The organism is Pseudorhodoferax soli (genome assembly GCF_003337555.1).
GTDB classification, from domain to species: Bacteria; Pseudomonadota; Gammaproteobacteria; order Burkholderiales; family Burkholderiaceae_C; genus Pseudorhodoferax; species Pseudorhodoferax soli.
In genome coordinates, this window is record NZ_QPJK01000010.1 from 84,631 (window position 1) to 109,696 (window position 25,066).

The window sequence follows — 25,066 nt, forward strand, 5'->3', positions numbered from 1 at the left end:
TCATGCCTGGTAGGGCGCCAGCAGCTCTGCGTAGCGCCCGCGGGCCATCAGCAGCAGGTCGCAGAACTCGCGGGCGGCGCCCTGGCCGCCGGCCATGCGCGTCACGTAGTGGGCCGCGGCCAGCACCTCGGGGTGGGCATGCGGCGGCGCGGCGGCCAGCGCGGCGCGGTTGAGCATGGGCAGATCGGGCCAGTCGTCGCCGATGGCGGCGGCAGCGCTCCAGTCCAGCCCCAGTTCCGCGAGGATGGCTTCGGCGGCAGGGCGCTTGTCCTCGGTGCCGAAGCGGGCATGGACCACGCCCAGCGCCTTGAGGCGCGCGCGCAGCGCCACGGAATCGCGCCCGGTCACCACGGCCGGGGTGATGCCGGCGGCCTGCAGCAGCTTGATGCCCATGCCGTCCAGCGTGTGGAAACGCTTGATGGTCTCGGCCGCGCCGCGCGCATCGCCGGGCGGCAGCTCGGTGAAGTACAGGCTGCCGTCGGTCAGCACGCCGTCGACGTCGAAGAAGGCCACGCGCACGTCCTGGCCGCGCAGCAGCAGCTCGGCCGGGTGGCTCAGCACAGGGGGCCGCGCCATCAGATCACCTTGGCCCGCATGAGGTCGCCGATGTGCACCACGCCGACCAGCGTGCCGGCCGCATCGACCACCAGCACGGCCGTGATGCGGTACTGCTCCATGAGTTCGACGGCTTCGGCCGCCAACGCATCGGCGCGGATGGTGTGTGGCCTGGCGTGCATCACGTCGCCAGCGCGCACGGCGCGCAGGTCGCTGCCCTTTTCAACCAGGCGGCGCAGGTCGCCGTCGGTGAAGACGCCCTGCACGCGCAGCGCGCCGTCGACGATGGCGGCCAGGCCGCCCTTGGCGCTCATCTCGCGCATCATCTCGGCCAGCGGCGTGTCCGCGGCCACGGTCGGCATCTCGGCGCCGCTGCGCATCACGTCGCTGACATGGGTCAGCAGCCGGCGGCCCAGGGCTCCGCCGGGATGCGAGCGCGCGAAGTCCTCGGCCTTGAAGCCGCGCAGCTCCAGCAGGGCGACGGCCAGGGCATCGCCCATCACCAGCTGGGCCGTGCTGCTGGCCGTGGGTGCCAGGTTGAGCGGGCAGGCCTCCTTCTCGACGCCGCTGTCCAGCACCTCGTCGGCGTGGCGCGCCAGCGTGGACTGCGCGCCACCGGTGATGGCCACGAGCGGGATGCCCTGGCGCTTGAGCACGGGCAGGATCAGGTTGAGCTCGGCGCTCTCGCCGCTGTTGGAGATCGCGATCACCAGATCGTGCGCGGTCACCATGCCGAGGTCGCCATGGCTGGCCTCGCCCGGGTGCACGAACAGCGCGGGCGTGCCCGTGGAGGCCAGCGTGGCGGCGATCTTGCGACCCACATGGCCGCTCTTGCCCATGCCCATCACGACCACGCGGCCGCTCAGGTGCAGGATGCGCTGCACGGCGCGCACGAAGCTCTCGCCCACGCGGGCCTTGAGCCCCTGCACGGCAGCGGCCTCGATGTCGAAGGTGGTTTGCGCCAGGCCGATGACCTGTGCCGTGTCCAGCGGCTGGACGCGTTCGCGCGGTGGTGTCATGGCGCGAATTCTATCGAGCGCCCCCTTGCGCGCCCTTGCGCCGCCGTCCAGAGCCCGCGGCCGGGCACGGTCAACACGCTAGCATGCGCGCACCTATGTCCTCGCTCGAACTGACGCTGGTCTACCTGTTGGCGGCTGTGCTGGGCGTGGTGCTGTTCCGCTCGCTCAAGCTGCCCCCCATGCTGGGCTACCTGACGGTGGGCGTGCTGATCGGCCCCAACGCGCTGGCCCTCGCGCAGAACTCGGAAAGCGTGAAGCACCTGGGCGAGTTCGGCGTGGTGTTCCTGATGTTCGTGATCGGGCTGGAGTTCAACCTGCCCAAGCTGCGCGCCATGCGCCGCCATGTGTTCGGGCTGGGCCTGTGGCAGGTGGTGCTGACCATCCTCGTGGGCACGGGCGCGTCGCTGGCGGTGGCGGCCATGGCGCCGCGCTGGTGGGGCATGCCCTGGCAGACGGCGGTGGCACTGTCCGGCGCGCTGGCCATGAGCAGCACGGCCATCGTGGTCAAGCTCATGGCCGACCGCATCGAGCTCGAGTCCGAGCACGGCAAGCGCGTGATGGGCGTGTTGCTGTTCCAGGATCTGGCCGTGGTGCCGCTGCTGGTGCTGATCCCTGCGCTGGGTGCCTCGGCCGAGCAGATGCTGGTTGCGCTGGGCCTGGCCATGGTCAAGGCGGTGCTGCTGATCACGCTGCTGCTGACGGGCGGGCAGCGCGTGATGCGCTGGTGGCTCACGCTGGTGGCACGGCGCAGGAGCGAAGACCTGTTCGTGCTGAACCTGCTGCTGATCACCTTGGGCCTGGCCTGGCTCACCGAGCTGGCGGGCCTGTCGCTGGCGCTGGGTGCCTTCATCGCGGGCATGCTGATCTCCGAGACCGAGTTCAAGCACCAGGTGGAGACCGACATCCGGCCCTTCCACGATGTGCTGCTGGGTTTGTTCTTCATCACCATCGGCATGATGCTGGACTGGCGCATCGTGCTGGAACGCTGGCCGCTGCTGCTGCTGCTGGTCACGCTGCCGGTGTTGTTCAAGCTGGCGCTGATCGCAGCGTTGGCGCGCGGCCTGGGCGCTTCGGCCGGCGTCTCGCTGCGCACGGGCCTGTACCTGGCGCAGGCCGGCGAATTCGGCTTCGTGCTGCTGACGCTGGCCAACAACCGCGGCCTGGTGCCGCCCGCGCTGCTGAACCCGATCCTGGCCAGCATGGTGCTGTCGATGCTGGCCACGCCTTTCATGGTGATGTACACCAACGCCATCGTCACGCGCTTCGTCAGCAGCGACTGGCTGCAGCAGTCGCTGCAGATGACCAGCATCGCGCGGCGCTCCATCAACGCCAACAAGCACGTGATCATCTGCGGCTACGGCCGCAGCGGCCAGAACCTTGCGCGCATGCTGGAGCGCGAGTCCATCCCTTACATGGCGCTGGACCTGGACCCGGACCGCGTCCGCCTCGCAGCCGCGGCCGGCGACTCGGTGGTGTTCGGCGATGCCGCGCGGCTGCAGGCGCTGATGGCCGCGGGCCTGGCGCGCGCCAGCGCGGTGGTGCTGACCTACCTGGACGTGCCCGGCGTGATGAAGGTGCTGGCCCATGTGCGCGCCCACGCCCCGCAGGTGCCCGTGATCGTGCGCACGCAGGACGACCGCGACCTCGAACGCCTGCAGCAGGCGGGCGCCACCGAGGTCGTGCCCGAAGCCATCGAGGGCTCCCTGATGCTGGCCAGCCATGCGCTGGCCCTGGTGGGCGTGCCGATGCGCCGCGTGCTGCGGCTGGTGCAGGACCAACGCGATGCGCGCTACAACTTGCTGCGCGGTTACTTCCACGGCGCCGACGACGATGGCCAGGACGAGCTGGACCACGAACGGCTGGCCACGGTGTCCCTGACCCTGGCCTCGCGCTCGCTCGGCAAGCCGCTGGGCCATCTTGCGCTGCATGCGCTGGGCGCCCGCGTCGTGCAGCTGCGCCGCATGGGCGGCGCTGCGGTGCCCGTCAACGACGAGGCGGTGCTGCAGGACGGCGATACGGTGGTGCTGTCGGGCCGGGCCGAGGCACTGGCCCTGGCCGAAGGCCGCCTGCTGCGCGGCTGATCAGTCGGCCGTGGCGGGCGCCGCAGCGCCGGGTTCGGCCGCGGCAGGCCGCCAGTAGACGCCTTCCACGACAAGGTCGGCCCGCATCTTAGCCGCCACCGCCACCATGCCCTGCACCGGGCCCGGATCGGCCTCGCTGTCCTCCAGGGCGGGCGCGAGGTCGACCAGCACCAGGTAGCGCCAGCCCTCGGCATCGAGCGCCACCACCTTGAAGCGGTAGCCCTCGGCCGGAAATCCGCATTGCGCCATGGCTTCGCGCACCACGGCGAACAGCTGCGCGCGGCGGTCCGCGCGTTCCACCTTGCGCACCGCGGCAGGGTCCAGCCCGGCCGGCGCGCTCTTGTCCAACACCGTCATCTCAAGTCACTGCGTCGCGGCGGCGGCGGTTCACCATGCGCTTGGACACCACGGCGCCGGCCGCCATGGCCACCGCCAACGCGAGTTCGGGCCGGCGGTTGGTCAGTTCCCCGAAGCGCAAGGGCGACAGGCTCCACAGCCGCGCCGGCATGCCGGCCTGCACCGTGGCGCTGCGCGGGGCCCGCGAGAAGAAGCTGCCTTCGCCCACGGCCGAACCGGCGCTGATGATGGCAAGCCGCACCTCGCCCTGTTCGTCCTCGTAGTGCACGCTCAGGTTGCCGCTCTCGACAAAGTACAGCGTGCGGTCGGCCGCGCCCTGCTTGAACAGCACCTGCCCGGCCGCCAGCGCCAGCGGCTGCAGATAAGGCGCAAGCACTTCCCACTGCGCCGGCGTCAGCTGCAGCAGCAGTTGGTCGTCGACCTTGGTGGCAGCGATGGCCTGGATCAGGTCCTGGATGTCGAAACGGGCGGGGGGCGGCATGGCGTTCATGGCGGGGGGTCGTGCTCCTGCGGCTATTTGCCGATGCAGAACCGGGAGAAGATGACGCCCAGCAGATCGTCCGATCCGAAGGCGCCGGTGATTTCGTTCAGGGCATTTTGCGCCAGCCGCAGTTCCTCGGCCATGAGGTCCAGCGTCCGCCCATCGGCCAGGTGCAGCCCCACGGCGTCGAGGTGTTCCTGCACGCGGCCGAGCGCCTGCACATGGCGCGCGCGGGCCAGGTACACGCCCTCGGGCAGGGCCTGCCAGCCCGCGATCTGCAGCAGCGCCGCACGCAGTTCGGCCAGGCCGGCCCCGGTCTTGGCCGACAGGTGCAGGCCCTCGGGCAGGGCGGCGTCGCCTGCGGCATCGCGCTTGTTCCAGACCTGCAGCACGGGCACGCCGGCCGGCAGGCGCTGCGCGATGGCGGCATCAGCCTGCTGCGCGGCCACATCGTCGCGGCGCAGCAGGTCGTGCAGGAACAGCACGGCGTCGGCCTTGGCGATGGCGCCCCATGCGCGTTCGATGCCGATGCGCTCGACCGGGTCGTCGCTGTCGCGCAGGCCGGCCGTATCGACCACATGCAGCGGCACGCCCTCGATCTGGATGGACTGCTCGACCTTGTCGCGCGTGGTGCCGGCGATCGGCGTGACGATGGCCAGTTCGGCCCCCGCCAGCGCGTTGAGCAAGGAAGACTTGCCGGCATTGGGCTGCCCTGCGATGACCACGGTGATGCCCTCGCGCAGCAGCGCGCCCTGGCGGGTGCGCGCGAGCACCGCCTTCAGCTGCTGCTGCAGGCCGTCGAGCTGGCCCTGGGCGTCGGCCTTGCGCAGGAAGTCGATGTCCTCCTCGGGGAAGTCCAGCGTGGCCTCGACCAGCATGCGCAAATGGATCAGCCGTTCGCGCAGCGCGTCGATGTGTTGCGAGAACTCGCCCGCCAGGGAGCGGCTGGCGCTGCGCGCGGCGGCCTCGGTGCTCGCGTCGATGAGGTCGGCCACGGCCTCTGCCTGGGCCAGGTCGAGCTTGTCGTTGAGGAAGGCGCGCTGCGTGAACTCGCCCGGCTCGGCCGCGCGCAGGCCGATGCCGGCGCCGGCCTGCAGGCAGCGCGCCAGCAGCAGCTGCATGACCACCGGGCCACCATGCGCCTGCAACTCCAGCACCTCCTCGCCGGTGTAGCTGTGCGGCGCCGGGAAGTGCAGGGCCAGGCCCTGGTCGATGGCGCTGCCGTCCGCGTCGCGGAACGGCAGGTAGGTGGCCTCGCGCGGCTTCAGCACACGGCCGCACAGCGCGGCCACCAGTGGCGCAAGGTCGCGGCCCGAGGCACGCACGATGCCCACTGCACCGCGGCCGGGTGCGCTGGCGATGGCAACGATGGGGTCGCGGGGCGAGGCGGTCATGGGGTCTGGACTGTACAAAAGACAAGGGCCGCTTGCGCGGCCCTTGCGGAGCGATCTGCCGGCTTTACCTGAACTTCGGCAGGTTGAACTGCGGCGGCACGCCCATGCGGGTGTTGATGACCCACTGCTGCACGATGGACAGGATGTTGTTCGTGATCCAGTACAGCACCAGGCCGGACGGGAAGAAGAAGAACATCACCGAGAACGCCAGCGGCATGAACCACATCAGCTTGGCCTGCATCGGGTCCGGCGGGGCCGGGTTCAGTGCGGTCTGCAGCATGGTGGTCATGGTCATGATCACGGGCAGCAGGTACCACGGGTCGGGTGCGGACAGATCCTTGATCCAGCCGATCCAGGGCGCGCCGCGCATTTCGACGCTAGACAGCAGCACCCAGTACAGCGCAATGAACACGGGGATCTGGATCATGATGGGCAGGCAGCCGCCCAAGGGGTTGATCTTCTCCTCCTTGTACATCTTCATCATGGCCTGCTGCATTTCCTGCGGCTTGTCCTTCAGGCGCTCGCGCATCTCCTGGATGCGCGGGTTCACCGCCTTCATCTTGGCCATGCTCGCGTAGGCCTTGGCGTTGAGCCAGTAGAACGCGAGCTTCAACAGCACCACCAGCGCGACGATGGACCAGCCCCAGTTCTGCAGCACGCTGTGCAGCTTGTCCAGCAGCCAGTACAGCGGCTTGGCCAGGATGGTCAGCCAGCCGTAGTCCTTCACCAGTTCGAGGCCGGGCGTCAGCGACTCCAGCATCTTCTCTTCCTGCGGGCCCACGAACAGGCGCGACTCGGCGACCTGGCTCGCGCCCGGCGCCACGGCCGGCAGCGTGCTGATCATGCCCACGGCGTACAGGTTGTTGGAGATCTTGCGCGCGAAGATGTCGCGCTCGATGCCATCGCCCAGCAGCCAGGCGCTCGCGAAGTAGTGCTGCACCATGGCCACGTAGCCGTTGGTGGCCTGCTTCTCGAACTTGGCGTCGTTCTTCTCGATGTCCTTGAACTCGACCTTCTGGTACTTCTTGGCTTCGGTGTAGATCGCCGGGCCCGTGAAGGTGGAGTAGAAGCTCGACTCGCCGGGCAGCTTGTTGCCGTCGCGCACCAGCTGCAGGTAGACCTGCGCCGTGACAGGCGCGCTGCCCGCATTGACGACCTCGTGCTTGACGCCGATGGCGTACGAGCCGCGCGTGAGCGTGTAGGTCTTGACCAGCTTCACGCCGCCGCTCTCGGGCGACTCGAAGCGCACTTCCAGCGTGTTGCTGCCATCGGCCAGTTGGCGCGGTCCGGGCGTGGCCGCCATCACCGTCGTGTGGTTGGGCAGGCCGGGCGCGCCGATCAGGCCGGTCTGTGCCAGGTAGACGCGCTCTGCGCTCTCGTCCAGCAGCACGAAGTGGCGGCTCGGGTCGTGCAGGTCGACGTTCTTGAGCAGTTCGGCGCGCACCAGCGAGCCGCCCGCCGTGTCGAAGCTGAGCTTGAGCACGTCGGTGCTGACTTCCACGCGCTCACGTGCCGGTGCCGGGGCGGTCGGCGTGCCGGGCACCTGGCCCGCGCCTGCGGGCGCCGCAGTGGCGACGGCCGTGGGCACGGTGCTGGCGGGCGCGGATGCGGCCGGGGCCGTGCCGCCGGGCGCCGAGGAAGCAGCCGCCGGTGCAGTGGCCGTGGGCGTCGGGAAGAAGGTGGCCTGGCGACCGTTGTGGATCTGCCACTTGTCCCACAGCATCACCAGGGAGAAACCAAGGATCACCCACAGGATGGTTCGGCGGATATCGTTCATGGAAGGCTAGTCGGAGGAAGTCGGGAACAGCCGCCGGCCGAAAAGGCGGGGCCGCTGCGCGGGCACCGGGTCGTGTCCGCCATCGCACCAGGGATGGCAACGCGCGAGCCGGCGCAGTGTAAGGTAGCTGCCCATCCCGGCACCGTGCTGCTCCAGCGCGCCGATGGCGTAGGTGGAGCAGGTGGGTTCGAACCGGCAGGCCGAACCCAGCCAGGGGCTCAGCAGCAGCTTGTAGCCGCGCACCAGCGCGATGAGGGCGCGCTGCATCAGGCCGCGGCCCTGCGCACGAGCTGCTCGAGCTCGCCGCGCACTGCCTGCTTGAGTTGCACGGAGGTGGCGCTGATGAACTGCTTGCGGTCGAAGCCGCTGCGCAGCCGCACCACATGCACCGCCGCCGGCAGGGCAGCTGCGTGCTCGCCGCAGACCGCATAGATCTGGCGGCGGATGGCATTGCGCGTGACGGCACGGCGCGCCCAGCGCTTGGGCAGCACGGCGCCGATCCAGCAGTCGTCGACGGGGAACAGCGGGCGTGCATCTGCCTGCTCTTCCGCAAGGGGAGCAGGCAGCGCGATGCGATGCAGGGCGAAGTGGGCTGTCCGCGAGACGGTGGTGCCGGCCATCACGGCCTGGAACTGCGCGCGCGTCTTGAGTCGCTGCACAGAGGCACCGAGAAGGGGGAGACAGCCATGCGGGGAGCCGACGCGAAGAAGGCCACCCGCAAGAGACTCAGACAGCCAGGCGCTTGCGGCCCTTGGCGCGGCGCGCGTTGATGACGGCGCGGCCGCCGCGGGTCTTCATGCGGGCCAGGAAACCGTGGACGCGGGCGCGGCGGATCTTGGAGGGTTGGTAGGTGCGTTTCATGTCACTTCCTTGGAAATCAGTTTCGGCGGGCAACGCCTTTGCATTGCCCGCATGCGGACCACAGGTTCGGTGCCGAAACCAGGCGGCCATCGACGCACACGCGGCGATGACCTGCCTATCCGCACCCGCGGCACCATGCAGTCGGCATCTCTCGCAAAGAAATACGCCGGGCAGGGCCAAACCTCGGGGAACCGGCGATTATCGCCAAAAAAATTCGAAGGACAAGCTTTTCTGCATTTGGCCTCTTCGACACCCGGTTCCGTATCCGCCACACGACATGCCCCTGCAGCTTGTGGACAACTACCCGCACACCTAGAATGCCGGGTGCTTCAAAAAAACATTTATCCACAGGAGCTGGGCGGCGCATGATCGAGGGGAACCACGCCAGCGGCGCCGCCGGTGACAGCCTGTGGCAGGCCTGCATCGAGCAGCTTGCCCAGGAACTTCCAGAACAGCAATTCAACACCTGGATCAAGCCCTTGGCGGCCCAGGTGACGGGCGATTTCAGCAAGGTCACGGTGTACGTGGCCAACCGCTTCAAGCTCGATTGGATCCGCGCGCAGTACAGCAACCGCATCATGCAGATGCTGGAGAACCTGTATGGCCAGCCGATCCAGCTCGAGTTAGCCATCACTCCGCGGGAAAACGTTGCCAGGCTTACGCCTTTGCAGCTGGCGCGCGAGATCAGCGCACAGTCCGAACCGGTCGATCTGGGTGAAGAAATCTCCCCCGGCCCGCCCAAGAACCGCCTCAACTCCGCCCTCACGTTCTCCACCCTGGTGGAGGGCACGGCCAACCGCATGGCACGCGCCGCAGCCATGCACGTGGCCGGCTCGCCGGGCCAGCTCTACAACCCCTTGTTCATCTACGGCGGCGTCGGCCTGGGCAAGACCCATTTGATGCACGCGGTGGGCAACCGGCTGCTCGAAGAAAAGCCTGGCGCCAAAGTTCTCTACATCCATGCGGAGCAGTTCGTTTCGGATGTGGTCAAGTCCTACCAGCGCAAGACCTTCGACGAGTTCAAGGAGCGCTACCACTCGCTCGATCTGCTGCTGATCGACGACGTGCAGTTCTTCGCCAACAAGGACCGCACGCAGGAAGAATTCTTCAACGCGTTCGAAGCTCTGCTCGCCAAGAAGAGCCACATCGTGATGACGTCCGACACCTACCCCAAGGGTCTGCCGGACATCCACGAGCGCCTGGTCTCGCGCTTCGACTCCGGCCTCACCGTGGCCATCGAGCCGCCCGAGCTCGAGATGCGCGTCGCCATCCTGATCAACAAGTCGATCTCCGAGGGCACCGAGATGCCCGAGGAAGTGGCCTTCTTCGTCGCCAAGAACGTGCGCTCCAACGTGCGCGAGCTCGAAGGCGCGCTGCGCAAGATCCTGGCGTACTCGCGCTTCAACCAGAAGGAAATCTCGATCCAGCTGGCGCGCGAAGCCCTACGCGACCTGTTGTCGATCCAGAACCGGCAGATCAGCGTCGAGAACATCCAGAAGACGGTGGCCGACTACTACAAGATCAAGGTCGCCGACATGTACAGCAAGAAGCGCCCGGCCAGCATCGCGCGGCCGCGCCAGATCGCGATGTACCTGGCCAAGGAGCTCACGCAGAAGAGCCTGCCCGAGATCGGCGAGCTGTTCGGCGGGCGCGACCACACCACCGTGCTGCACGCCGTGCGCAAGATCGGCGGCGAACGCCAGCAACTGGCCGAGCTGAACCAGCAACTGCACGTGCTGGAGCAGACCCTGAAGGGATGAGGAAGGCCTGCCCACCTGCGGCCGGCCTGTGTTGCGACCCCCGCGCAGATTGCACGGCGGATTCGGGCGAAAATGCGAAGCTTTTGCGCCAGCTCCACAAGAAATTCATCGAGAGGTTGACATGATCGTTCTGAAGACAGCCCAAAGCACCCTGCTTGCGGTGCTGCAATCGGTCTCCGGCATCGTGGAGCGGCGCCACACGCTGCCCATCCTGGCCAACGTGATGCTGCGCAAGAACGGCAACCAGGTCCAGCTGACCACCAGCGACCTGGAAATCCAGATCCGCACCACGGCCGAACTGGGCGGCGACGAAGGCGGCTTCACCACCACCGTGGGCGCCCGCAAGCTCATCGACATCCTGCGCACCATGCCGGCCGACCAGACCGTCTCGCTCGAATCGAGCCAGAACAAGCTGGTGCTCAAGGGTGGCAAGAGCCGCTTCACGCTGCAGACCCTGCCCGCCGAAGACTTCCCGCTGGTGCAGGAGTCGGCCGAGTTCGGCCCCGCCTTCAGCGTGCCGCAGAAAACGCTGAAAGAGCTGCTGGGCCAGGTCGCCTTCGCGATGGCCGTGCACGACATCCGCTATTACCTGAACGGCATCCTGTTCGTGGCCGAAGGCAAGCAGCTGAGCCTGGTGGCCACCGACGGCCACCGCCTGGCGTTCGCATCCGCCACGCTCGAGGTCGAAGTGCCCAAGCAGGAGGTGATCCTGCCGCGCAAGACCGTGCTGGAGCTGCAGCGCCTGCTGTCCGACGCGGGCGGCGATGAGGCACCGCAGATCGAGCTGCAGTTCGCCAACAACCAGGCGCGCTTCCGATTCGGCGGCATGGAGTTCGTCACCAAGCTGGTCGAGGGCAAGTTCCCCGACTACAACCGCGTGATTCCCAAGAACCACAAGAACAGCATCACGCTCGGCCGCCAGGCGCTGCTGTCGAGCCTGCAGCGCACCGCCATCCTGACCAGCGAGAAGTTCAAGGGCGTGCGCCTGAACCTCGACCCGGGCACGCTGCGCGTGGCCTCCAGCAACGCCGAGCAGGAAGAAGCCCAGGACGAACTGGACATCGACTACGGCGGCGACAGCATCGAGATCGGCTTCAACGTCACCTACCTGATCGACGCGCTGGCCAACATGCAGCAGGACATGGTCAAGATCGAACTGTCCGATGGCAACAGCTCCGCGCTGCTCACCATCCCCGAGAACACCAGCTTCAAGTACGTCGTGATGCCGATGCGTATCTGACGCCCGGCACCACCACTGCCTGCGACCCGCGTCACCAACGCGGGTTCGCTTTTTCAAGAGTGAGTCGAAAAGCACGCCATGACCGAAGACAGCAAGCCCGTTCCCCCCACCGCCAACGAAAACGCCATGGCGCCCACCGGTGAAGACGGCCTTCCATCGCTGTCGCAGCAGCCCAAGATCGACGCCCACCAGGTCGGCGCGAGCGAAGGCTATGGCGAAGGCGCCATCCAGATCCTCGAAGGGCTGGAAGCGGTGCGCAAGCGCCCTGGCATGTACATCGGCGACACCTCCGACGGCACCGGCCTGCACCACCTGGTGTTCGAGGTGGTCGACAACTCCATCGACGAAGCCCTGGCCGGCCACTGCGACGAGATCCTCGTCACCATCCACAGCGACAACTCGGTCAGCGTGGTCGACAACGGCCGCGGCATTCCCACCGGCGTGAAGATGGACGACAAGCACGAGCCCAAGCGCTCGGCTGCCGAAATCGCGCTGACCGAACTGCACGCGGGCGGCAAGTTCAACCAGAACAGCTACAAGGTCTCGGGCGGCCTGCACGGCGTGGGCGTCTCGTGTGTGAACGCGCTCAGCAAGATGCTGCGCCTTACCGTGCGCCGCGAGGGCAAGGTGCACGTGATGGAGTTCAGCAAGGGCTTCGTGCAGAACCGCATCATCGAGCAGGTGAACGGCGTCGACATTTCGCCCATGCACGTGCTGGGCGAGACCGAGAAGCGCGGCACCGAGGTGCACTTCCTGCCCGACACCGAGATCTTCAAGGAGAACAACGACTTCCACTACGAGATCCTCTCGAAGCGGCTGCGCGAACTCTCCTTCCTGAACAACGGCGTCAACATCAAGCTCAAGGACGAGCGCACCGGCAAGGAAGACGACTTCTCCGGCGCCGGCGGCGTGAAGGGCTTCGTCGACTTCATCAACAAGGGCAAGACCGTGTTGAACCCGAACGTGTTCCACGCGATCGGCGAGCGCCCGGCCGAAACCTACGGCGGCATCGCCGGCACGCACATCGGCGTGGAAGTGGCCATGCAGTGGAACAGCGGCTACAACGAGCAGGTGCTCTGCTTCACCAACAACATCCCGCAGCGGGATGGCGGCACCCACCTCACCGGCCTGCGCGCCGCGATGACCCGCGTCATCAACAAGTACATCGAAGAGACCGAGCTGGCCAAGAAGGCCAAGGTCGAGGTGACCGGCGACGACATGCGCGAAGGCCTGTGCTGCGTGCTGAGCGTGAAGGTGCCCGAGCCCAAGTTCAGCAGCCAGACCAAGGACAAGCTCGTCAGCAGCGAAGTGCGCGCGCCGGTGGAAGACATCGTCGGCCGCCTGCTGACCGACTACCTGCAGGAACGCCCCAACGACGCCAAGATCATCTGCGGCAAGATCGTCGAAGCAGCGCGCGCGCGCGAAGCCGCGCGCAAGGCCCGCGAGATGACGCGCCGCAAGGGCGTGCTGGACGGCATGGGCCTGCCCGGCAAGCTGGCCGACTGCCAGGAGAAGGACCCCGCGCTGTGCGAGATCTACATCGTCGAGGGTGACTCCGCCGGCGGCTCCGCCAAGCAGGGCCGCGACCGCAAGTTCCAGGCGATCCTGCCGCTGCGCGGCAAGATCCTGAACGTGGAGAAAGCGCGCTACGAAAAGCTGCTCACCAGCAACGAAATCCTCACGCTGATCACCGCCCTGGGCACCGGCATCGGCAAGGCCGGCGGTACCACCGGCAACGACGACTTCAACGTCGCCAAGCTGCGCTACCACCGCATCATCATCATGACCGACGCCGACGTCGACGGCGCCCACATCCGCACCCTGCTGCTGACCTTCTTCTACCGCCAGATGCCCGAGCTGGTGGAGCGCGGCCACATCTACATCGCGCAGCCGCCGCTGTACAAGGTGAAGGCCGGCAAGGAAGAGCTCTACCTCAAGGACGCCTCCGCGCTCGACACGTTCCTGCTGCGCATCGCGCTGGTCAATGCCTCCGTGTTCACCGGCGGCGAGGCCGGCACCACCATCAGCGGCGACACGCTGGCCGAGCTGGCGCGCAAGCACCAGGTGGCCGAATCGGTGATCCACCGCCTGACCAACTTCATGGACGCCGAGGCCCTGCGCTCCATCGCCGACGGCGTGACGCTGAACCTGGACACCGTGGCCGATGCCGAAGCCTCCGCCGTGGCGCTGCAGGCCAGCCTGCGCGCCTTGGGCAGCGGTGCCGAAGTGGCCGGCGAATTCGACGTGCGCACCGACAAGCCCGTGCTGCGCATCAGCCGCCGCCACCACGGCAACGTGCGCAGCAGCGTCATCACGCAGGACTTCGTGCACGGCGCCGACTACGCCGCGCTGAGCGAAGCCGCCAACACCTTCCGCGGCCTGCTGAGCGAAGGCGCCAAGGTCATGCGCGGCGAGGGCGAGCGGCAAAAAGAAGAAAAGGTCGGCGACTTCCGCCAGGCCATGCGCTGGCTGATCGGCGAAGCCGAACGCGCCACCAGCCGCCAGCGCTACAAGGGGCTGGGCGAGATGAACCCCGAGCAGCTGTGGGAGACCACGATGGACCCCGAAGTGCGGCGCCTGCTGCGCGTGCAGATCGACGATGCGATCGAGGCGGACCGGGTGTTCACGATGCTGATGGGGGATGAGGTGGAGCCGCGCAGGGATTTCATTGAGACGAATGCGCTGCGGGCTGGGAATATTGACGTTTGATGTTTTTCTGTAGATGAACCCATGACCTGAAAGCTGGGGACCATATTTGAAGAAGGCCATGAACAACCGTTCATGGCCTTTTTACTTCACTGGTCGCATTGAGTGGTTCAGCGCGGCTCTGAGCAGAATTTTGGAAGACGGGAATCGGCCAGAAGCGGTCTCAAGTCTTCGTCCTTCATTGCGTTCGGTCACCGTCGACCAATTGCCAGCAGCCACCGCACCCAAGTGCCGCTACAGCGGTCACGGGAAGTCGCTCCGGGTGCGGCCTCGCAGTCAGAGTCTCACGAAGCTACGCAGCCAAGACCCAAGCATCACGGATCGCGCGAAGGTGCCGTTGATCGGTGCCGCAGCACCCTCCCAGCACGTTCAGTGCAGGCAACGGAATGCGCAGCCGTCGGTAGCGGTCGCCAAGATCGACCGGGTCGCCGATATCCAGCTCGGTCGCTGCGTCCAACTCAGCGTGGCTGAGCGTCGACGCATTTGCACGGATTCCGCGAATGCGTGCCGTCCAATCACCACCATCTGCGAGGCAGGCCTCGAAGTGGCTCGGGTGAGCGCAGTTCACCGCAAAGTAAGCCGGTGGTGTATCTGCATCCACCTTCGCCATGGCTTCGCGTAAGGATTCTCCATTCGGCAAGCGGCCATCCGTCTCGACGGTGAAGGAAATTGCCACGGGCAAGCCGACCTTCTTGGCTGATCTCGCGATACCGACAGCTTCAGCGCTGTTGGTCATCGTCACCGCCGCCAGCATGTCGACGCCGCCGTCTCGGAGCGATGCGGCTTGAGGCCGGTGGTACGCCGCCGCGTCGTCGATACTGCTCGGCGCGTCGGCCACATAGCCGTCTCCGCGTGGACCGATGATGCCGCTCAGAACCACGGGCCCAGCCAATCTAGGGCGCCACGCCGCGCGAAGCTCGCTCACCAGCCGCACCGCCTCAATATTGGCTTGCGCCAGCGCCGCCGCGTCATACCCCAGCAAACTGCCCCAATCGGGGTTTGCACGCCATGTCGGTGTCTCCAGCACAAAACCCGCGCCAGGGGTGTCCGCGCACAACTCAAGATAGGGGCGGTAGTAGCGTCGCAGGCGCTCTCGTCCGGCATCGTCGTTCAGCAGGACAAAGGCAGCGAACTGCGGCAACTCCACCCCTTGCAGATACACGAGAGTCGTCTCGAGACCACCGTCGCTGAGGAAGAGGCCGCCACCGAGTTGAGGAAGCAACGCAGTCGTCATGTTTCACCCCCGCAGTCATTCTTGCGCGTTGTGGAAGCCGGTGCAATTGCCATCGAGGGCCGTATGTGCCTGTGAACCGCGAATGGCCGCTCCTGTAAAAAGCGAACGTCTGCGTGGGGCGCGCAGCAGTCGTTCCACATCGCACTTCCCGTCGCAATCCACTTCCGTCAATGTGATTTCAGCGGACGCGTAGAAACAATTTCAACGCCCTGTCTCGACATCGTGCGCCCCCGACCAGATTCGACGTCGTACAAGGCGATGTCGTTTGGAGAGCTATCCAGCAGATAGCCCTTGACTGATACGCCATCTGCGCGTCGCACCTCAATGCACCGACGGGTAGACAGTTCGCATCCCTTCGCGTGATCCCTCATCGCCACCTCCGCGGACCTGCCAGCGGCAGCCTCGGCAATGCCGGCCGGCAGCAGCATCGCCGCCACGACAACCACGACACACACTTGGACTATCGAAAACAAGGCCAGCCCTGCCACGATGACAGCGGCGGTCAGCCGGGCTTTTCTGGAGCTGCGGTCGATCCAAGCCGCAGTGACATCGACACCCCTATCGGTAATCCAGTCGATGAAGAAGCAAATGGCGATCAAGCCGCAAGCCCCCAACAGCATCCAAGGCCATTTTTCAGCAATGAACAGCCAAAGCATGACCCCACGCTCCAGAACCGCGTAATAGCCTGCCAAGAGCGTTTGGTCAGTGGAACGCGGGAAAAGATTGGCATCGATGTCCCAGTGCGCCAAGTAGTTGCGATGCCAGATCGTCCCGATGAAATGCAACGCGGCAGAGCCGGCCGCCAACACCGCCGCGAGACCGCTGAGGACTGCCGCAAGACTTAAACGAAGGCTCTTCTCCGAGGGGCGTGTGGCTTCTGTCATGCGTCCTTACTGGGATGGTTGATTCGTCCGTACTCGGAATGTCGTATGGGGCAATAGATCGACGGCGGAGCGTAACGACGACGGGGGGCGCTGGTCCATGACAACGAAATAACTGGCTACGCCCCCAGAAGCATCTGGGAATGCAACTGCGCGCGCATGGTGGGGAGCCAACACCAGGAATGACGTCCAGAGCTGGCCGCGGCGCAGGACAAGATCCTGGTCAACGCGCAGAAGTACCCCGTGGCCAGCGCGCGCGGCAACAGCCGCCAGCACGGCGCGCCCTGATCTGCAGGCCGCAGCGCGCCCTCACACGCGCGCCGTCTTGCTCCGCTTCTTCTCCGCGTAAGACATCGCATCCGCCTGCGCGGCCAGCTGCTCGAACTGCAAGCTGCCATCCGAACACGCGAACCCCACCGAGGCCCCGACCTTCAGCGCCACGCCGTTGAATTCGATGGACTCGCCCACGGTGCTGCGCACGCGGGCGGCGATGCCCTCGAGCACCTTCGCATCGGCCAAGCCGGGCAGCAGGATCACGAACTCGTCACCGCCCGTGCGCGCCACCACGTCGCCGTGGCGCGACTGCTGCAGCAGCCTGGTGCCCACGCTTCGCAGCACGGCGTCGCCGGCCGCATGGCCGTGGCGGTCGTTCACGGGCTTGAAGTCGTCAAGGTCGAAGCTGATCACAGCCATGGGCCGGCCCGCCTGGGCCTGGGCTGCGCGGTCGATGGACCGGCGGTTGGCCAGGCCCGTGAGCGGGTCGTTCTCGGCGTCGGCATGCAGGGTCTTGAGGTTGGATTCGCCCAGGCCCACGAGCCGGCCGGCATGCACGATGGCGCCGGCGGTGAACAGCACGAACACCAGGCCGACCACCGCGCTCCAGCGCTTGACGGACTGGAAGCCCAGCTCCCTGGCTTCGCGCCGCAGTTCGAGCAGGGCGCGCTCCTCGGCGTCCATCACGTCGAGCAGCTTGCGCAGGCGAAAGCTCGCGTCGATGTTGACGCGCGCGGCCAGCGATGCCTGCAGCGCGGGCGCCCCGTCGCGCTGCGCGATCACGCTGGAGCTGCGGTACCAGCCCAGGATCTCGCGCGTTTCGGCGTGCACCTCGTGCGCGCGGGCAGCCTGGCCAGGGTTGTCTTCGACCAGGTCGCGCAGGCGCTCGGCAGCGTCCTGCGATTCGAACGAGGCGCGCTCCAGGCTCTCGAGGAACTCGGGCCTGGGCGAGATGGCGTAGTTGCGCAGCGCCAGCCCGCCCAGCATCACGGTGGCGCGCACGCGGTCGATCTCGCCCTGCACATCGTGCGTGTGGTCGACGAGGGCATCTGCCTTGCGGAAGTCGGCGATGTTGTGCCACAGCAGCGCACCCAGGCCGAGCAGCAGGGCCAAGGCCGCGACCTGCGAGATCTGCATCACCCGCGCGATGCGGCGCAGCGTGCCGAAATGGGGAATGCCGGTGCCGGTGGTCATTGTTGTGCCTGTCTCTCAGGTGCACGTTTGTTCTGTGTCGGCCGATGCTAAGCCACGGCGGCGGGCCGCCTCGGCCAGGGCGCGCACGCCCGCCAGCGCATGCGGTTAGAGTAGCCGCGCCGCCGCACGCCCACCCCATGGGCGCCGGCGGCGGATGGCCGCTGCGGCAGCCATGCGCCGCCAGCCAGCGGCCCCCGCATCAACCCAGGAAACCGACATGCCCAAAGCCTATTGGATCTCGACCTACCGCTCGGTCAACAACCCCGACAAGCTGGCCGCCTATGCCCAGCTGGCCGGCCCCGCCATCACCGCCGGCGGCGGCCGCTTCCTGGCCCGTGGCCTGCCCGCCAAGGTGTACGAGGCCGGCCTGGAGCAGCGCACGGTGCTGATCGAGTTCGACAGCGTGGCGCAGGCTGTCGCCACGCACGACAGCGCGGCCTATGGCGCGGCGCTGGATGCGCTGGGCGATGGCGCCGAGCGCGAGATCCGCATCGTCGAAGCCGCCTGAGGCACGGCGGCACGCGGCCGCGCCGCGCTCCAACGGTGAGCCGCCCAGGTCTGCGTACGCTCAGCCCGGCTGCTTGACGATGCGCAGGTAGGGCTTGGGCGCCTTCCAGCCGCCCGGGAACATGGTCTTGGCGTCCTCGTCCGACACCGAGCCCGCGATGATCACGTCGTCGCCCGGCTGCCAGTTCACGGGCGTGGCCACCTTGTGCCTGGCCGTCATCTGCATGGAGTCGAGCACGCGCAGGATCTCGTCGAAGTTGCGGCCCGTGGTCATGGGGTAGGTCAGCGTGAGCTTGATCTTCTTGTCCGGGCCGACGATGAACACCGAGCGCACGGTGGCGTTGTTGGCGGCCGTGCGGCCGTCGGACGTACCGGCTTCCTCGGCCGGCAGCATGTTGTAGAGCTTGGCCACGGCCAGGTCGGTGTCGCCGATCATGGGGTACTTGACGGCGGCGCCCTGCGTCTCCTCGATGTCGGCGGCCCACTTGGCGTGGTTTTCCACCGGGTCGACCGACAGGCCGATCAGCTTGGCATTGCGCCGGGTGAACTCGGGCTCGATGCGGGCCATGTAGCCCAGCTCGGTGGTGCACACCGGCGTGAAGTCCTTGGGGTGCGAGAACAGGATGGCCCAGCTGTCGCCGATCCACTGGTGGAAGTCGATCGGGCCGTGCGTGGTCTGCGCGGTGAAGTTGGGCGCAGTGTCGTTGATGCGAAGAGACATGGAAGGGCTCCGGGGGGTTGAAGGTGCAGCCAGTCTCGCGTCGGCAGGCCGCGCGGTCGGTGAGGAAAGTTACACAGGCTTCAGAGCGTGGCGAGGCGGCGCAGCGCGCCGGGATCGACCACCTCGATGCGCTCGCGGCCCAGCCGCACCCAGCCCTGGTCGGCAAAGTTCTTGAGCAGGCGGCTGACGATCTCGCGCAGGCTGCCGAGCTCGTCGGCCAGCGCCTGGTGCGTGGTCTGGATCGGGCTGGCCTTGGCGGCCAGCGCGGCGGCCAGGCGCTGGTCCAGCTTCTGGAAGGTGACGGCGGCCACCAGCTGCAGCAGGTCGGCCATGCGCTCGGAGAAGCGGCCCAGCACGTGCACGCGGAAGCTGTCCAGCGTGGAGAACAGCAGCCGGAAGGTGGCGGGCGGCAGCACCACGAGGTCGAGTGCGTCCTGCACCATGCAGCGCGCCTGGTAGTTGGAGCGGCCCAGCAGGCAGCTGCTGGTGAGGATGCAGGCCTCGCCGGGCTCCACGTAGTACAGGTGCAGCTCGCGCCCGTTGGGCGAGGCCTTGACCACGCGCGCGCTGCCCGCCAGCAGCAAGGGGTAGCCCATGCAGGGCTGGCTCTCGTCGAACATCATGGCGTTGGGCGGCACCTTCATGTGGGTGGCGCTGGCCACCATCTCGGCCAACACGGGCGCTGGCAGCTCGCGCAGCATCGGGTAGACGGCAAGCACCCGGTCTGCCGTGGCGGGGTCGATCATGCAAGCTCCTTCGAAAGCTGTTGCGGGACGCATCTGGGCGGGAAATGTAACGACTTTGGGCTAAATTTGTGCACAATTTGGCGGGAATCGTGCAGTCGCCACGTGGCACTCGCCAGACCCGGCGCCCTGGCCACCCCCGGTCAGGGGCTGCAAAACACACAAGTCCTGGAGAATCCAGGCCATGACACAAGCCGCCTCCGCCGATTTCGAGCAGATGTTCGAGTGGGCCCCGATCTCGCTCTGGCTCGAAGACTTCAGCGCCCTCAAAGACCTGTTCGACAGCTGGCGCGCCGAGGGCGTGACCGACCTGGAGGCCCACCTGCGCGCCGATCCCACGCGCATGCAGCAGTGCGCAGCCTGCCTGCGCATCCTGCAGGTGAACGGGCAGACGCTGGCGCTGTTCGGCGCCGCCAGCCTGCAGGAGCTGCAGCAGCGCCTGCCCGACGTGTTCCGCGGCGACATGTTCACGACCATGCTGCCCGAGATGCTGTCGCTGTGGCAGGGCCGGCTGGACTACGCCAACCAGACCGTCAACTACGCGCTGGACGGACGGCGCATCGACGTGGCCATCCGCGTGCGCGTGCTGCAGGGCCATGAAGACCGCTGGGACCGCGTGCTGGTCTCGCTGCAGGACACCACCGACGCCGTGCAGACGCGCCAGCAGCTGACCGCCAGCGAAAGCCATGCGCGCGACCTGTTCCACTACTCGCCGGTGTCGCTGTGGGTGGAAGACTTCAGCGGCGTGAAGCGGCTTCTGGACGAGGTGCGCGAGCAGGGCATCCAGGACTTCCGCGTGTTCCTCTCGGTGCACCCGGAATTCGTGGCCCGCTGCATGGAGGAGATCCGCGTGCTGGAGGTCAACCGCCAGACGCTGACGATGTTCGGCGCGACGAACCAGGCGGAACTGCTGGGCAACCTGGGCGCCGTGTTCCGCGACGAGATGCACGACACCTTTGCCGAGCAGCTCATCGACCTGTGGAACGGCAAGACCGAGCAGGTGCGCGAGGTGGTGAACTACGGGCTGGGCGGGGGGCTGATCAACATCCACATGCAGTTCGCGGTGCTGCCCGGGCATCTGGCGCACTGGGACCTGGTGCTGGTCTCGCTGGTGGACATCACGGCGCGCAAGAAGGCCGAGGCCTACCTGGAGTACCTGGGCAAGCACGACTCGCTCACGCGGCTGCGCAACCGCGCCTTCTACGTGGACGAGCTCAACCGCATCTCGCGCAAGGGGCCCTGGCCGCTGGGCATCCTGGCGATGGACCTGAACGGGTTGAAGAGCGTCAACGACGGCGAAGGCCATGTGGCCGGCGACGCGCTGCTGCGCCGCGCCGGCGAGGTGCTGGCCAGCGCCAGCGCGGGCCAGCCCTGGTGCATGGCCCGCATCGGCGGCGACGAGTTCGTGGCCCTGATGCCAGGCGCGGACGAGCGCGTGGCGCAGGAGCTCAAGAGCCGCATCGAATCCATGGTCGAGTTGAACAACCAGTTCTACCCCGGCCACGCGCTGAGCCTGTCGATCGGCGTGGCCAGCGCGCAGCGGGCCGTCGAGGTCGAGCAGGCACTGCATGCGGCAGACCAGGCCATGTTCGATGCCAAGGCGCGCTTCTACCAGGAAGGCCGCCACGAGCGGCGCCGCACCACGGGCTGAGCCAGGCAGCGGCCGCCTCGCGCCGTTCAGGCCGGGCGGGTAGGCCCGGCTTCGTGCCCCTCCAGGTCGACCTCGAAGTTCTCGAGCAGGCGGCTCACCAGCATGTAGAAGCCGATGGCCATGGTCAGCTCGACGAGCTGGCGCGGGGGCAGCTGGGCCGACACCGCGTCGAACAATGCAGCCGGTGCCTTCACCGAACGGACCACCGCATCCGTGTAGCGCAGCACCAGGTGCTCCAGGGCGGAGAAGTCCCCGGCAGCGGGCGGCTCCTCGGGGCGCGCCAGCACGGCCTCGATCTTGGCGGGCGGCACACCTGCCTGGGCGGCCACCCGGCGGTGCTGGAACACCTCGTAGTGCGAGCCGCACAGGGCACCCACGCGCAGGATGACGAGCTCGCGCAGCACCGGGTCGAGCTCCGAGCGCCGCAGGATGGCGTTGCCCAGGGCCAGGAAGCCCTCGGCGCTCGGGCCGCCATGCGCCACCATCCGGTAGACATTGAGCGGCGGGCGCGAGGCCACCATCTCGCGGATGGTGGGAGAGGCCTGGTCGAGATCGAAATAGGGAATGCGTGCCATGGGCTGGGTCCTGGTTGCGAAGCGGTTCAGTCGAGACGGATGTTGGCGTTGCGGATCACCTCGCGCCACTTGGCGGTTTCCTCGCGCGCGTAGCTGGCCAGCTGTTCCGGCGTGCCGCCCTGCGGCTCGGATGCGGTCTCGAACATCACCTCCACGATGCGCGGCTCCTTGAGCGCCAGGTTGATCTCGCGGTTGAGCCGCTCCACGATGGGCCGGGGCGTGCCGGCCGGCGCCCAGATCGCGCCCCATCCGGCCACCTCGTAGCCGCGCAGGCCCAGCTCGTCGAAGGTCGGCACCTCGGGCAGCTGCGGCAGGCGCTTGCGGGCGGTCACGGCCAGCGGCCGCAGCTTGCCCGCCTTGATGTGCGGCAGCGAGGCCGGCAGGTTGTCCATGATGGCCGGCACCGTGCCGCCCAGCACGTCGTTGAGCGCCGGCACGCTGCCCTTGTAGGGCACATGGACGAAGGAGATGCCCGCCATGCCCTTGAGCAATTCCAGCGCCATGTGCGTGCTGGTCGAGTTGCCATTGGAGGCCACGTTGATGGCGCCGGGCCTGGCCTTCGCCTGGTCGATGAAGGCCTGCAGCGTGGTGGCACCGAACGAGGGGTGCACGCTGAACACGTTGGACACCTTGCCCTGCAGCACGACCGGCTCGAAGTCCTTGACCGGGTCGAACTCCAGCCTGGGGTACAGGCTCACGTTCATGGCGTGCGTGGTGTTGGTGCCGTACAGCAGCGTGTAGCCGTCGGGCGCACTCTTGGCCACATAGGCCGCGCCGATGTTGCCGGACGCGCCGGGCCGGTTCTCCACGATGACCGGCTGGCCCATCTGCCGCGCCAGTTGGTCGGCCACGCGGCGCGCCGAGGTGTCGGTGGAGCCGCCCGGCGGAAAGCCCAGCACGATCTTGATCGGCCGCTTCGGGTAGTCCTCCTGCTGCCCATGGGTCGGCCTGGCCCATGCCAGCCACGCGGTGGGGAGGACGAGCAGGGCGGCTGCGCGCCGCCTGCCATGCGAAACCTGGGGCATGGTGGAGTCTCCGGAACAGGGTTTCAGGACACGGGCAGGGCGATGCCCGCCGACAGGCCGCCATCGACGAGCAGCGCATGGGCGTTCACGTACGACGACTCGTGCGAGACCAGGAACAGCGCCGCATGGGCCACCTCCCAGCCCGTGCCCTGGCGGCCGAAGGGCAGGGGCATGGCCAGCCGGTCTGGCCGCCTGCGCGTGGCGGCGCGACCCATGGGCGTGTCCATCAGGCCCGGCAGCAGGCTGTTGCAGCGGATGCCCTTGGGCTGCCCCGCCATGGCGATGGCCCGCGCCAGCGCCACCTGGGCGGCCTTGGTGGTCTCGTAGGCCGGGTTGCCCGAGCTGTTGCGCAGCGCCGCCAGCGAGGAGACGAGCACGATGGAGCCACCCGGCGCCATGTGGTGCAGCGCCTGCTGCGCGAACAGCATGTTGCTGCGCACGTTGACGGCGTGTTCATGGTCCCAGTCCTGCGCGGTCTGCCGCGCCAGCGGCAGGCCGCTGGCCACGCCGACGACGAGCACCAGGCCGTCCAGTCCGCCCATGTGCGTGCTGGCCCGCTGCACGAGCGGGGCGATCTGCTCGGCATCGGCCACGTCGGCCACCTCGGCATGCACGCGGCCACCCTCCTGCGCCACCTGCTCGCAGGTCGCGCGCAGTGCCGGCTCGGACACATCCACGCAGGTCAGCGCGGCGCCGTGGCGGGCGAACAGCAGGCTGATGGCGCGGCCGTTGCCAACCGGTGGGTCCGGATCGTCGATGTGGCGCTGGCCGGCGCCGACCACCAGCACCTTGCGGCCATGCAGCCGCTGTGCCGGATGGTCGGCCGGGCGACCCGCGGCCGGCGCAAAGCACTGCCGCTGCGGATCGATCGCAAGTCCCTGCTGCATGGCGTCTCCTGTTGCTGGAGTGCATCCTAGATTCGCCGATGAAACGTTTCAACATGGGGCAAATACCTAGACCACATGCGGCTTGGCTATCATGCTGGCGGGGCGTTCGAAGAAAGTAATTTTTATGGCCAAAGGCAAGGTGGATATTCGCGATGTCGCTGCCTTGGCCGGGGTCTCGGTCGGCAGTGCATCGCGCGTGATCAACGACGCTGAAAACGTTTCACCAGAAACGCGCGGCAAGGTGGAACGCGCGATCGCCATCCTCGACTACCGGCCCAACCACACGGCGCAGGCGCTGCGCTCGCGCTCGAGCAAGACCATCGGCTGCCTGTTCACCGATGTGACCAACCCGCTGTACGCACGCCTCTTCCGCTCGCTCGAGGAGCGGCTGCGCAAGGACGGCTACATGCTGCTGCTGGCCAACGGCCTGAACGATGCGCAGCGCGAGACGGAAACACTCTCCATGTTCAGCCGGCGCGGCATGGACGGCGTGATCGCCGCGCCCGGCAACGAAACCGATGCGCAGGTGCTGGCCGCGTTGAACGGGCTGCCGATGCCCGTGGTGGTGCTGGACCGCGACATGGCCACGCCCGGCTGCGACGCGCTGCTGTTCGACCACGCCGCCGGCATGAAGGCGGCCATGGCGGAACTCTTCGCGCAAGGGCACACGCGCATCGCGCTGGCCTTGTGGCGTGCCAGCAGCCGGCCCGTGCGCCGGCGCATCGAGGGCTACCGCGCGGCCTACAAGGCGGCCGGCCTGCGGGTGCCGGACATGCTGGTGCAGGCCGCATCGGCCACGAGCTCGGTGTTCGCCGATGTCGACGCGCTGCTCAAGCGGGCGGACCGCCCCACGGCCATCGTCGCCCAGGGCACCTACACGCTGGGCAGCACGCTGCGCGCGATCGAAGCCAACGGCCTGCGCGTGCCGCAGGACATCTCCGTCGTCACCATCGGCGACACCGACTTCGCACGCGACCACTCGCCCAGCATCTCGCTGCTCAACGTGGACGCCCAGCGCGTGGCCGAGCTCACCGCCACGCTGCTGCACAGCCGCATGACGGACGCCGCCCAGCCGGCGCGCAGCGAGCGCGTGCCGCTGCAGTTCACGGACCGCGGATCCATCGGGCCGGCGCCGCGGCCCTGA

The 25,066-nt window shown here is 67.6% G+C and carries 24 protein-coding genes; 7 read left to right on the forward strand and 17 right to left on the reverse strand.

Going from position 1 to position 25,066, the window contains the following annotated elements; genetic code table 11:
• Both DES41_RS29710 and DES41_RS29715 read right to left on the reverse strand, forming a co-directional pair.
• The gene (locus tag DES41_RS29710) at nucleotides 1-576 is read right to left on the reverse strand and encodes a KdsC family phosphatase (RefSeq protein WP_114471242.1); all 576 of its coding nucleotides are present in this window, start codon (nucleotides 574-576) and stop codon (nucleotides 1-3) included.
• Complete coding sequence (locus DES41_RS29715; RefSeq protein WP_114471243.1) at nucleotides 576-1,574, reverse strand: KpsF/GutQ family sugar-phosphate isomerase; 999 nt, start codon at nucleotides 1,572-1,574, stop codon at nucleotides 576-578. Before DES41_RS29715 ends, DES41_RS29710 begins: the two co-directional genes overlap by 1 nt.
• 95 nt (nucleotides 1,575-1,669) lie before the next feature.
• Between DES41_RS29715 and DES41_RS29720 the strand changes: the two genes are divergently transcribed.
• Nucleotides 1,670-3,655 (forward strand): monovalent cation:proton antiporter family protein, encoded by a 1,986-nt coding sequence (locus tag DES41_RS29720; protein ID WP_114471244.1) that lies wholly within the window; start codon nucleotides 1,670-1,672, stop codon nucleotides 3,653-3,655.
• Here DES41_RS29720 and DES41_RS29725 read toward each other — a convergent pair whose 3' ends face one another.
• The 7 genes from DES41_RS29725 to rpmH all read right to left on the reverse strand — a co-directional run bounded on the left by DES41_RS29725 (nucleotide 3,656) and on the right by rpmH (nucleotide 8,525).
• Nucleotides 3,656-4,012: a hypothetical protein gene (locus DES41_RS29725; protein ID WP_114471245.1), complete on the reverse strand. Its 357-nt coding sequence runs from the start codon at nucleotides 4,010-4,012 to the stop codon at nucleotides 3,656-3,658.
• A gap of 1 nt (nucleotide 4,013) precedes the next feature.
• Nucleotides 4,014-4,502, reverse strand: a complete 489-nt coding sequence (locus DES41_RS29730; RefSeq protein ID WP_056665185.1) for a Crp/Fnr family transcriptional regulator — start codon at nucleotides 4,500-4,502, stop codon at nucleotides 4,014-4,016.
• A gap of 23 nt (nucleotides 4,503-4,525) precedes the next feature.
• A complete protein-coding gene (mnmE, locus tag DES41_RS29735; protein WP_114471246.1) occupies nucleotides 4,526-5,887 on the reverse strand; it encodes a tRNA uridine-5-carboxymethylaminomethyl(34) synthesis GTPase MnmE in 1,362 nt (453 codons plus the stop codon).
• Between the two features lie 64 nt (nucleotides 5,888-5,951).
• Entirely contained in the window at nucleotides 5,952-7,664 is a 1,713-nt protein-coding gene (yidC, locus tag DES41_RS29740) for a membrane protein insertase YidC (RefSeq protein ID WP_114471247.1), read from the reverse strand.
• Between the two features lie 6 nt (nucleotides 7,665-7,670).
• A complete protein-coding gene (gene yidD, locus DES41_RS29745; RefSeq protein WP_114471248.1) occupies nucleotides 7,671-7,934 on the reverse strand; it encodes a membrane protein insertion efficiency factor YidD in 264 nt (87 codons plus the stop codon).
• Entirely contained in the window at nucleotides 7,931-8,323 is a 393-nt protein-coding gene (locus tag DES41_RS29750; RefSeq protein WP_114471249.1) for a ribonuclease P protein component, read from the reverse strand. The genes yidD and DES41_RS29750 overlap by 4 nt, the downstream gene beginning before the upstream one ends.
• 67 nt (nucleotides 8,324-8,390) lie before the next feature.
• Nucleotides 8,391-8,525, reverse strand: coding sequence for a 50S ribosomal protein L34 (gene rpmH / locus DES41_RS29755; protein ID WP_056665202.1), 135 nt, complete (start codon nucleotides 8,523-8,525; stop codon nucleotides 8,391-8,393).
• A gap of 365 nt (nucleotides 8,526-8,890) precedes the next feature.
• Between rpmH and dnaA the strand changes: the two genes are divergently transcribed.
• From dnaA to gyrB, 3 genes are all read left to right on the forward strand, one after another.
• Nucleotides 8,891-10,285 (forward strand): chromosomal replication initiator protein DnaA, encoded by a 1,395-nt coding sequence (dnaA, locus tag DES41_RS29760; protein WP_114471250.1) that lies wholly within the window; start codon nucleotides 8,891-8,893, stop codon nucleotides 10,283-10,285.
• A gap of 121 nt (nucleotides 10,286-10,406) precedes the next feature.
• Complete coding sequence (dnaN, locus tag DES41_RS29765) at nucleotides 10,407-11,525, forward strand: DNA polymerase III subunit beta (RefSeq protein ID WP_114471251.1); 1,119 nt, start codon at nucleotides 10,407-10,409, stop codon at nucleotides 11,523-11,525.
• 78 nt (nucleotides 11,526-11,603) lie between these two features.
• Nucleotides 11,604-14,234, forward strand: a complete 2,631-nt coding sequence (gene gyrB, locus DES41_RS29770; RefSeq protein ID WP_425466405.1) for a DNA topoisomerase (ATP-hydrolyzing) subunit B — start codon at nucleotides 11,604-11,606, stop codon at nucleotides 14,232-14,234.
• A 289-nt stretch (nucleotides 14,235-14,523) separates the two neighbouring features.
• On the opposite strand, the gene DES41_RS29775 is transcribed toward gyrB, so the two are convergent.
• The 3 genes from DES41_RS29775 to DES41_RS39370 all read right to left on the reverse strand — a co-directional run bounded on the left by DES41_RS29775 (nucleotide 14,524) and on the right by DES41_RS39370 (nucleotide 17,813).
• Nucleotides 14,524-15,465 (reverse strand): homocysteine S-methyltransferase family protein, encoded by a 942-nt coding sequence (locus DES41_RS29775; protein ID WP_114471252.1) that lies wholly within the window; start codon nucleotides 15,463-15,465, stop codon nucleotides 14,524-14,526.
• A 167-nt stretch (nucleotides 15,466-15,632) separates the two neighbouring features.
• Nucleotides 15,633-16,349, reverse strand: coding sequence for a hypothetical protein (locus DES41_RS29780; protein WP_114471253.1), 717 nt, complete (start codon nucleotides 16,347-16,349; stop codon nucleotides 15,633-15,635).
• A gap of 306 nt (nucleotides 16,350-16,655) precedes the next feature.
• Nucleotides 16,656-17,813 (reverse strand): GGDEF domain-containing protein, encoded by a 1,158-nt coding sequence (locus DES41_RS39370; protein ID WP_281277242.1) that lies wholly within the window; start codon nucleotides 17,811-17,813, stop codon nucleotides 16,656-16,658.
• Between the two features lie 217 nt (nucleotides 17,814-18,030).
• On the opposite strand from DES41_RS39370, the gene DES41_RS29790 reads away from it, so the two are divergent.
• Nucleotides 18,031-18,321 (forward strand): DUF1330 domain-containing protein, encoded by a 291-nt coding sequence (locus tag DES41_RS29790; RefSeq protein WP_114471254.1) that lies wholly within the window; start codon nucleotides 18,031-18,033, stop codon nucleotides 18,319-18,321.
• Nucleotides 18,322-18,381: 60 nt separating this feature from the next.
• On the opposite strand, the gene DES41_RS29795 is transcribed toward DES41_RS29790, so the two are convergent.
• Nucleotides 18,382-19,041 carry a peroxiredoxin gene (locus tag DES41_RS29795; protein ID WP_114471255.1) on the reverse strand — a complete coding sequence of 220 codons (660 nt, stop codon included), beginning with the start codon at nucleotides 19,039-19,041 and terminating at the stop codon, nucleotides 18,382-18,384.
• Between the two features lie 80 nt (nucleotides 19,042-19,121).
• Nucleotides 19,122-19,787, reverse strand: coding sequence for a Crp/Fnr family transcriptional regulator (locus DES41_RS29800; protein WP_114471256.1), 666 nt, complete (start codon nucleotides 19,785-19,787; stop codon nucleotides 19,122-19,124).
• 181 nt (nucleotides 19,788-19,968) lie between these two features.
• On the opposite strand from DES41_RS29800, the gene DES41_RS29805 reads away from it, so the two are divergent.
• Complete coding sequence (locus DES41_RS29805; protein ID WP_245965924.1) at nucleotides 19,969-21,435, forward strand: sensor domain-containing diguanylate cyclase; 1,467 nt, start codon at nucleotides 19,969-19,971, stop codon at nucleotides 21,433-21,435.
• 26 nt (nucleotides 21,436-21,461) lie between these two features.
• Here the strand turns inward: DES41_RS29805 and DES41_RS29810 are convergent, their stop codons facing one another.
• The 3 genes from DES41_RS29810 to DES41_RS29820 are packed head-to-tail and all read right to left on the reverse strand — an operon-like array spanning nucleotide 21,462 to nucleotide 23,922.
• Nucleotides 21,462-22,010, reverse strand: coding sequence for a carboxymuconolactone decarboxylase family protein (locus tag DES41_RS29810; protein ID WP_114471257.1), 549 nt, complete (start codon nucleotides 22,008-22,010; stop codon nucleotides 21,462-21,464).
• 26 nt (nucleotides 22,011-22,036) lie between these two features.
• Complete coding sequence (locus DES41_RS29815) at nucleotides 22,037-23,035, reverse strand: Bug family tripartite tricarboxylate transporter substrate binding protein (RefSeq protein ID WP_114471258.1); 999 nt, start codon at nucleotides 23,033-23,035, stop codon at nucleotides 22,037-22,039.
• Nucleotides 23,036-23,058: 23 nt separating this feature from the next.
• Nucleotides 23,059-23,922: an SDR family NAD(P)-dependent oxidoreductase gene (locus tag DES41_RS29820; RefSeq protein ID WP_114471259.1), complete on the reverse strand. Its 864-nt coding sequence runs from the start codon at nucleotides 23,920-23,922 to the stop codon at nucleotides 23,059-23,061.
• 124 nt (nucleotides 23,923-24,046) lie between these two features.
• Here DES41_RS29820 and DES41_RS29825 point away from each other — a divergent pair, with 124 nt between their 5' ends.
• On the forward strand, nucleotides 24,047-25,066 hold the full coding sequence (locus tag DES41_RS29825) for a LacI family DNA-binding transcriptional regulator (RefSeq protein WP_114471260.1): 1,020 nt from the start codon (nucleotides 24,047-24,049) through the stop codon (nucleotides 25,064-25,066).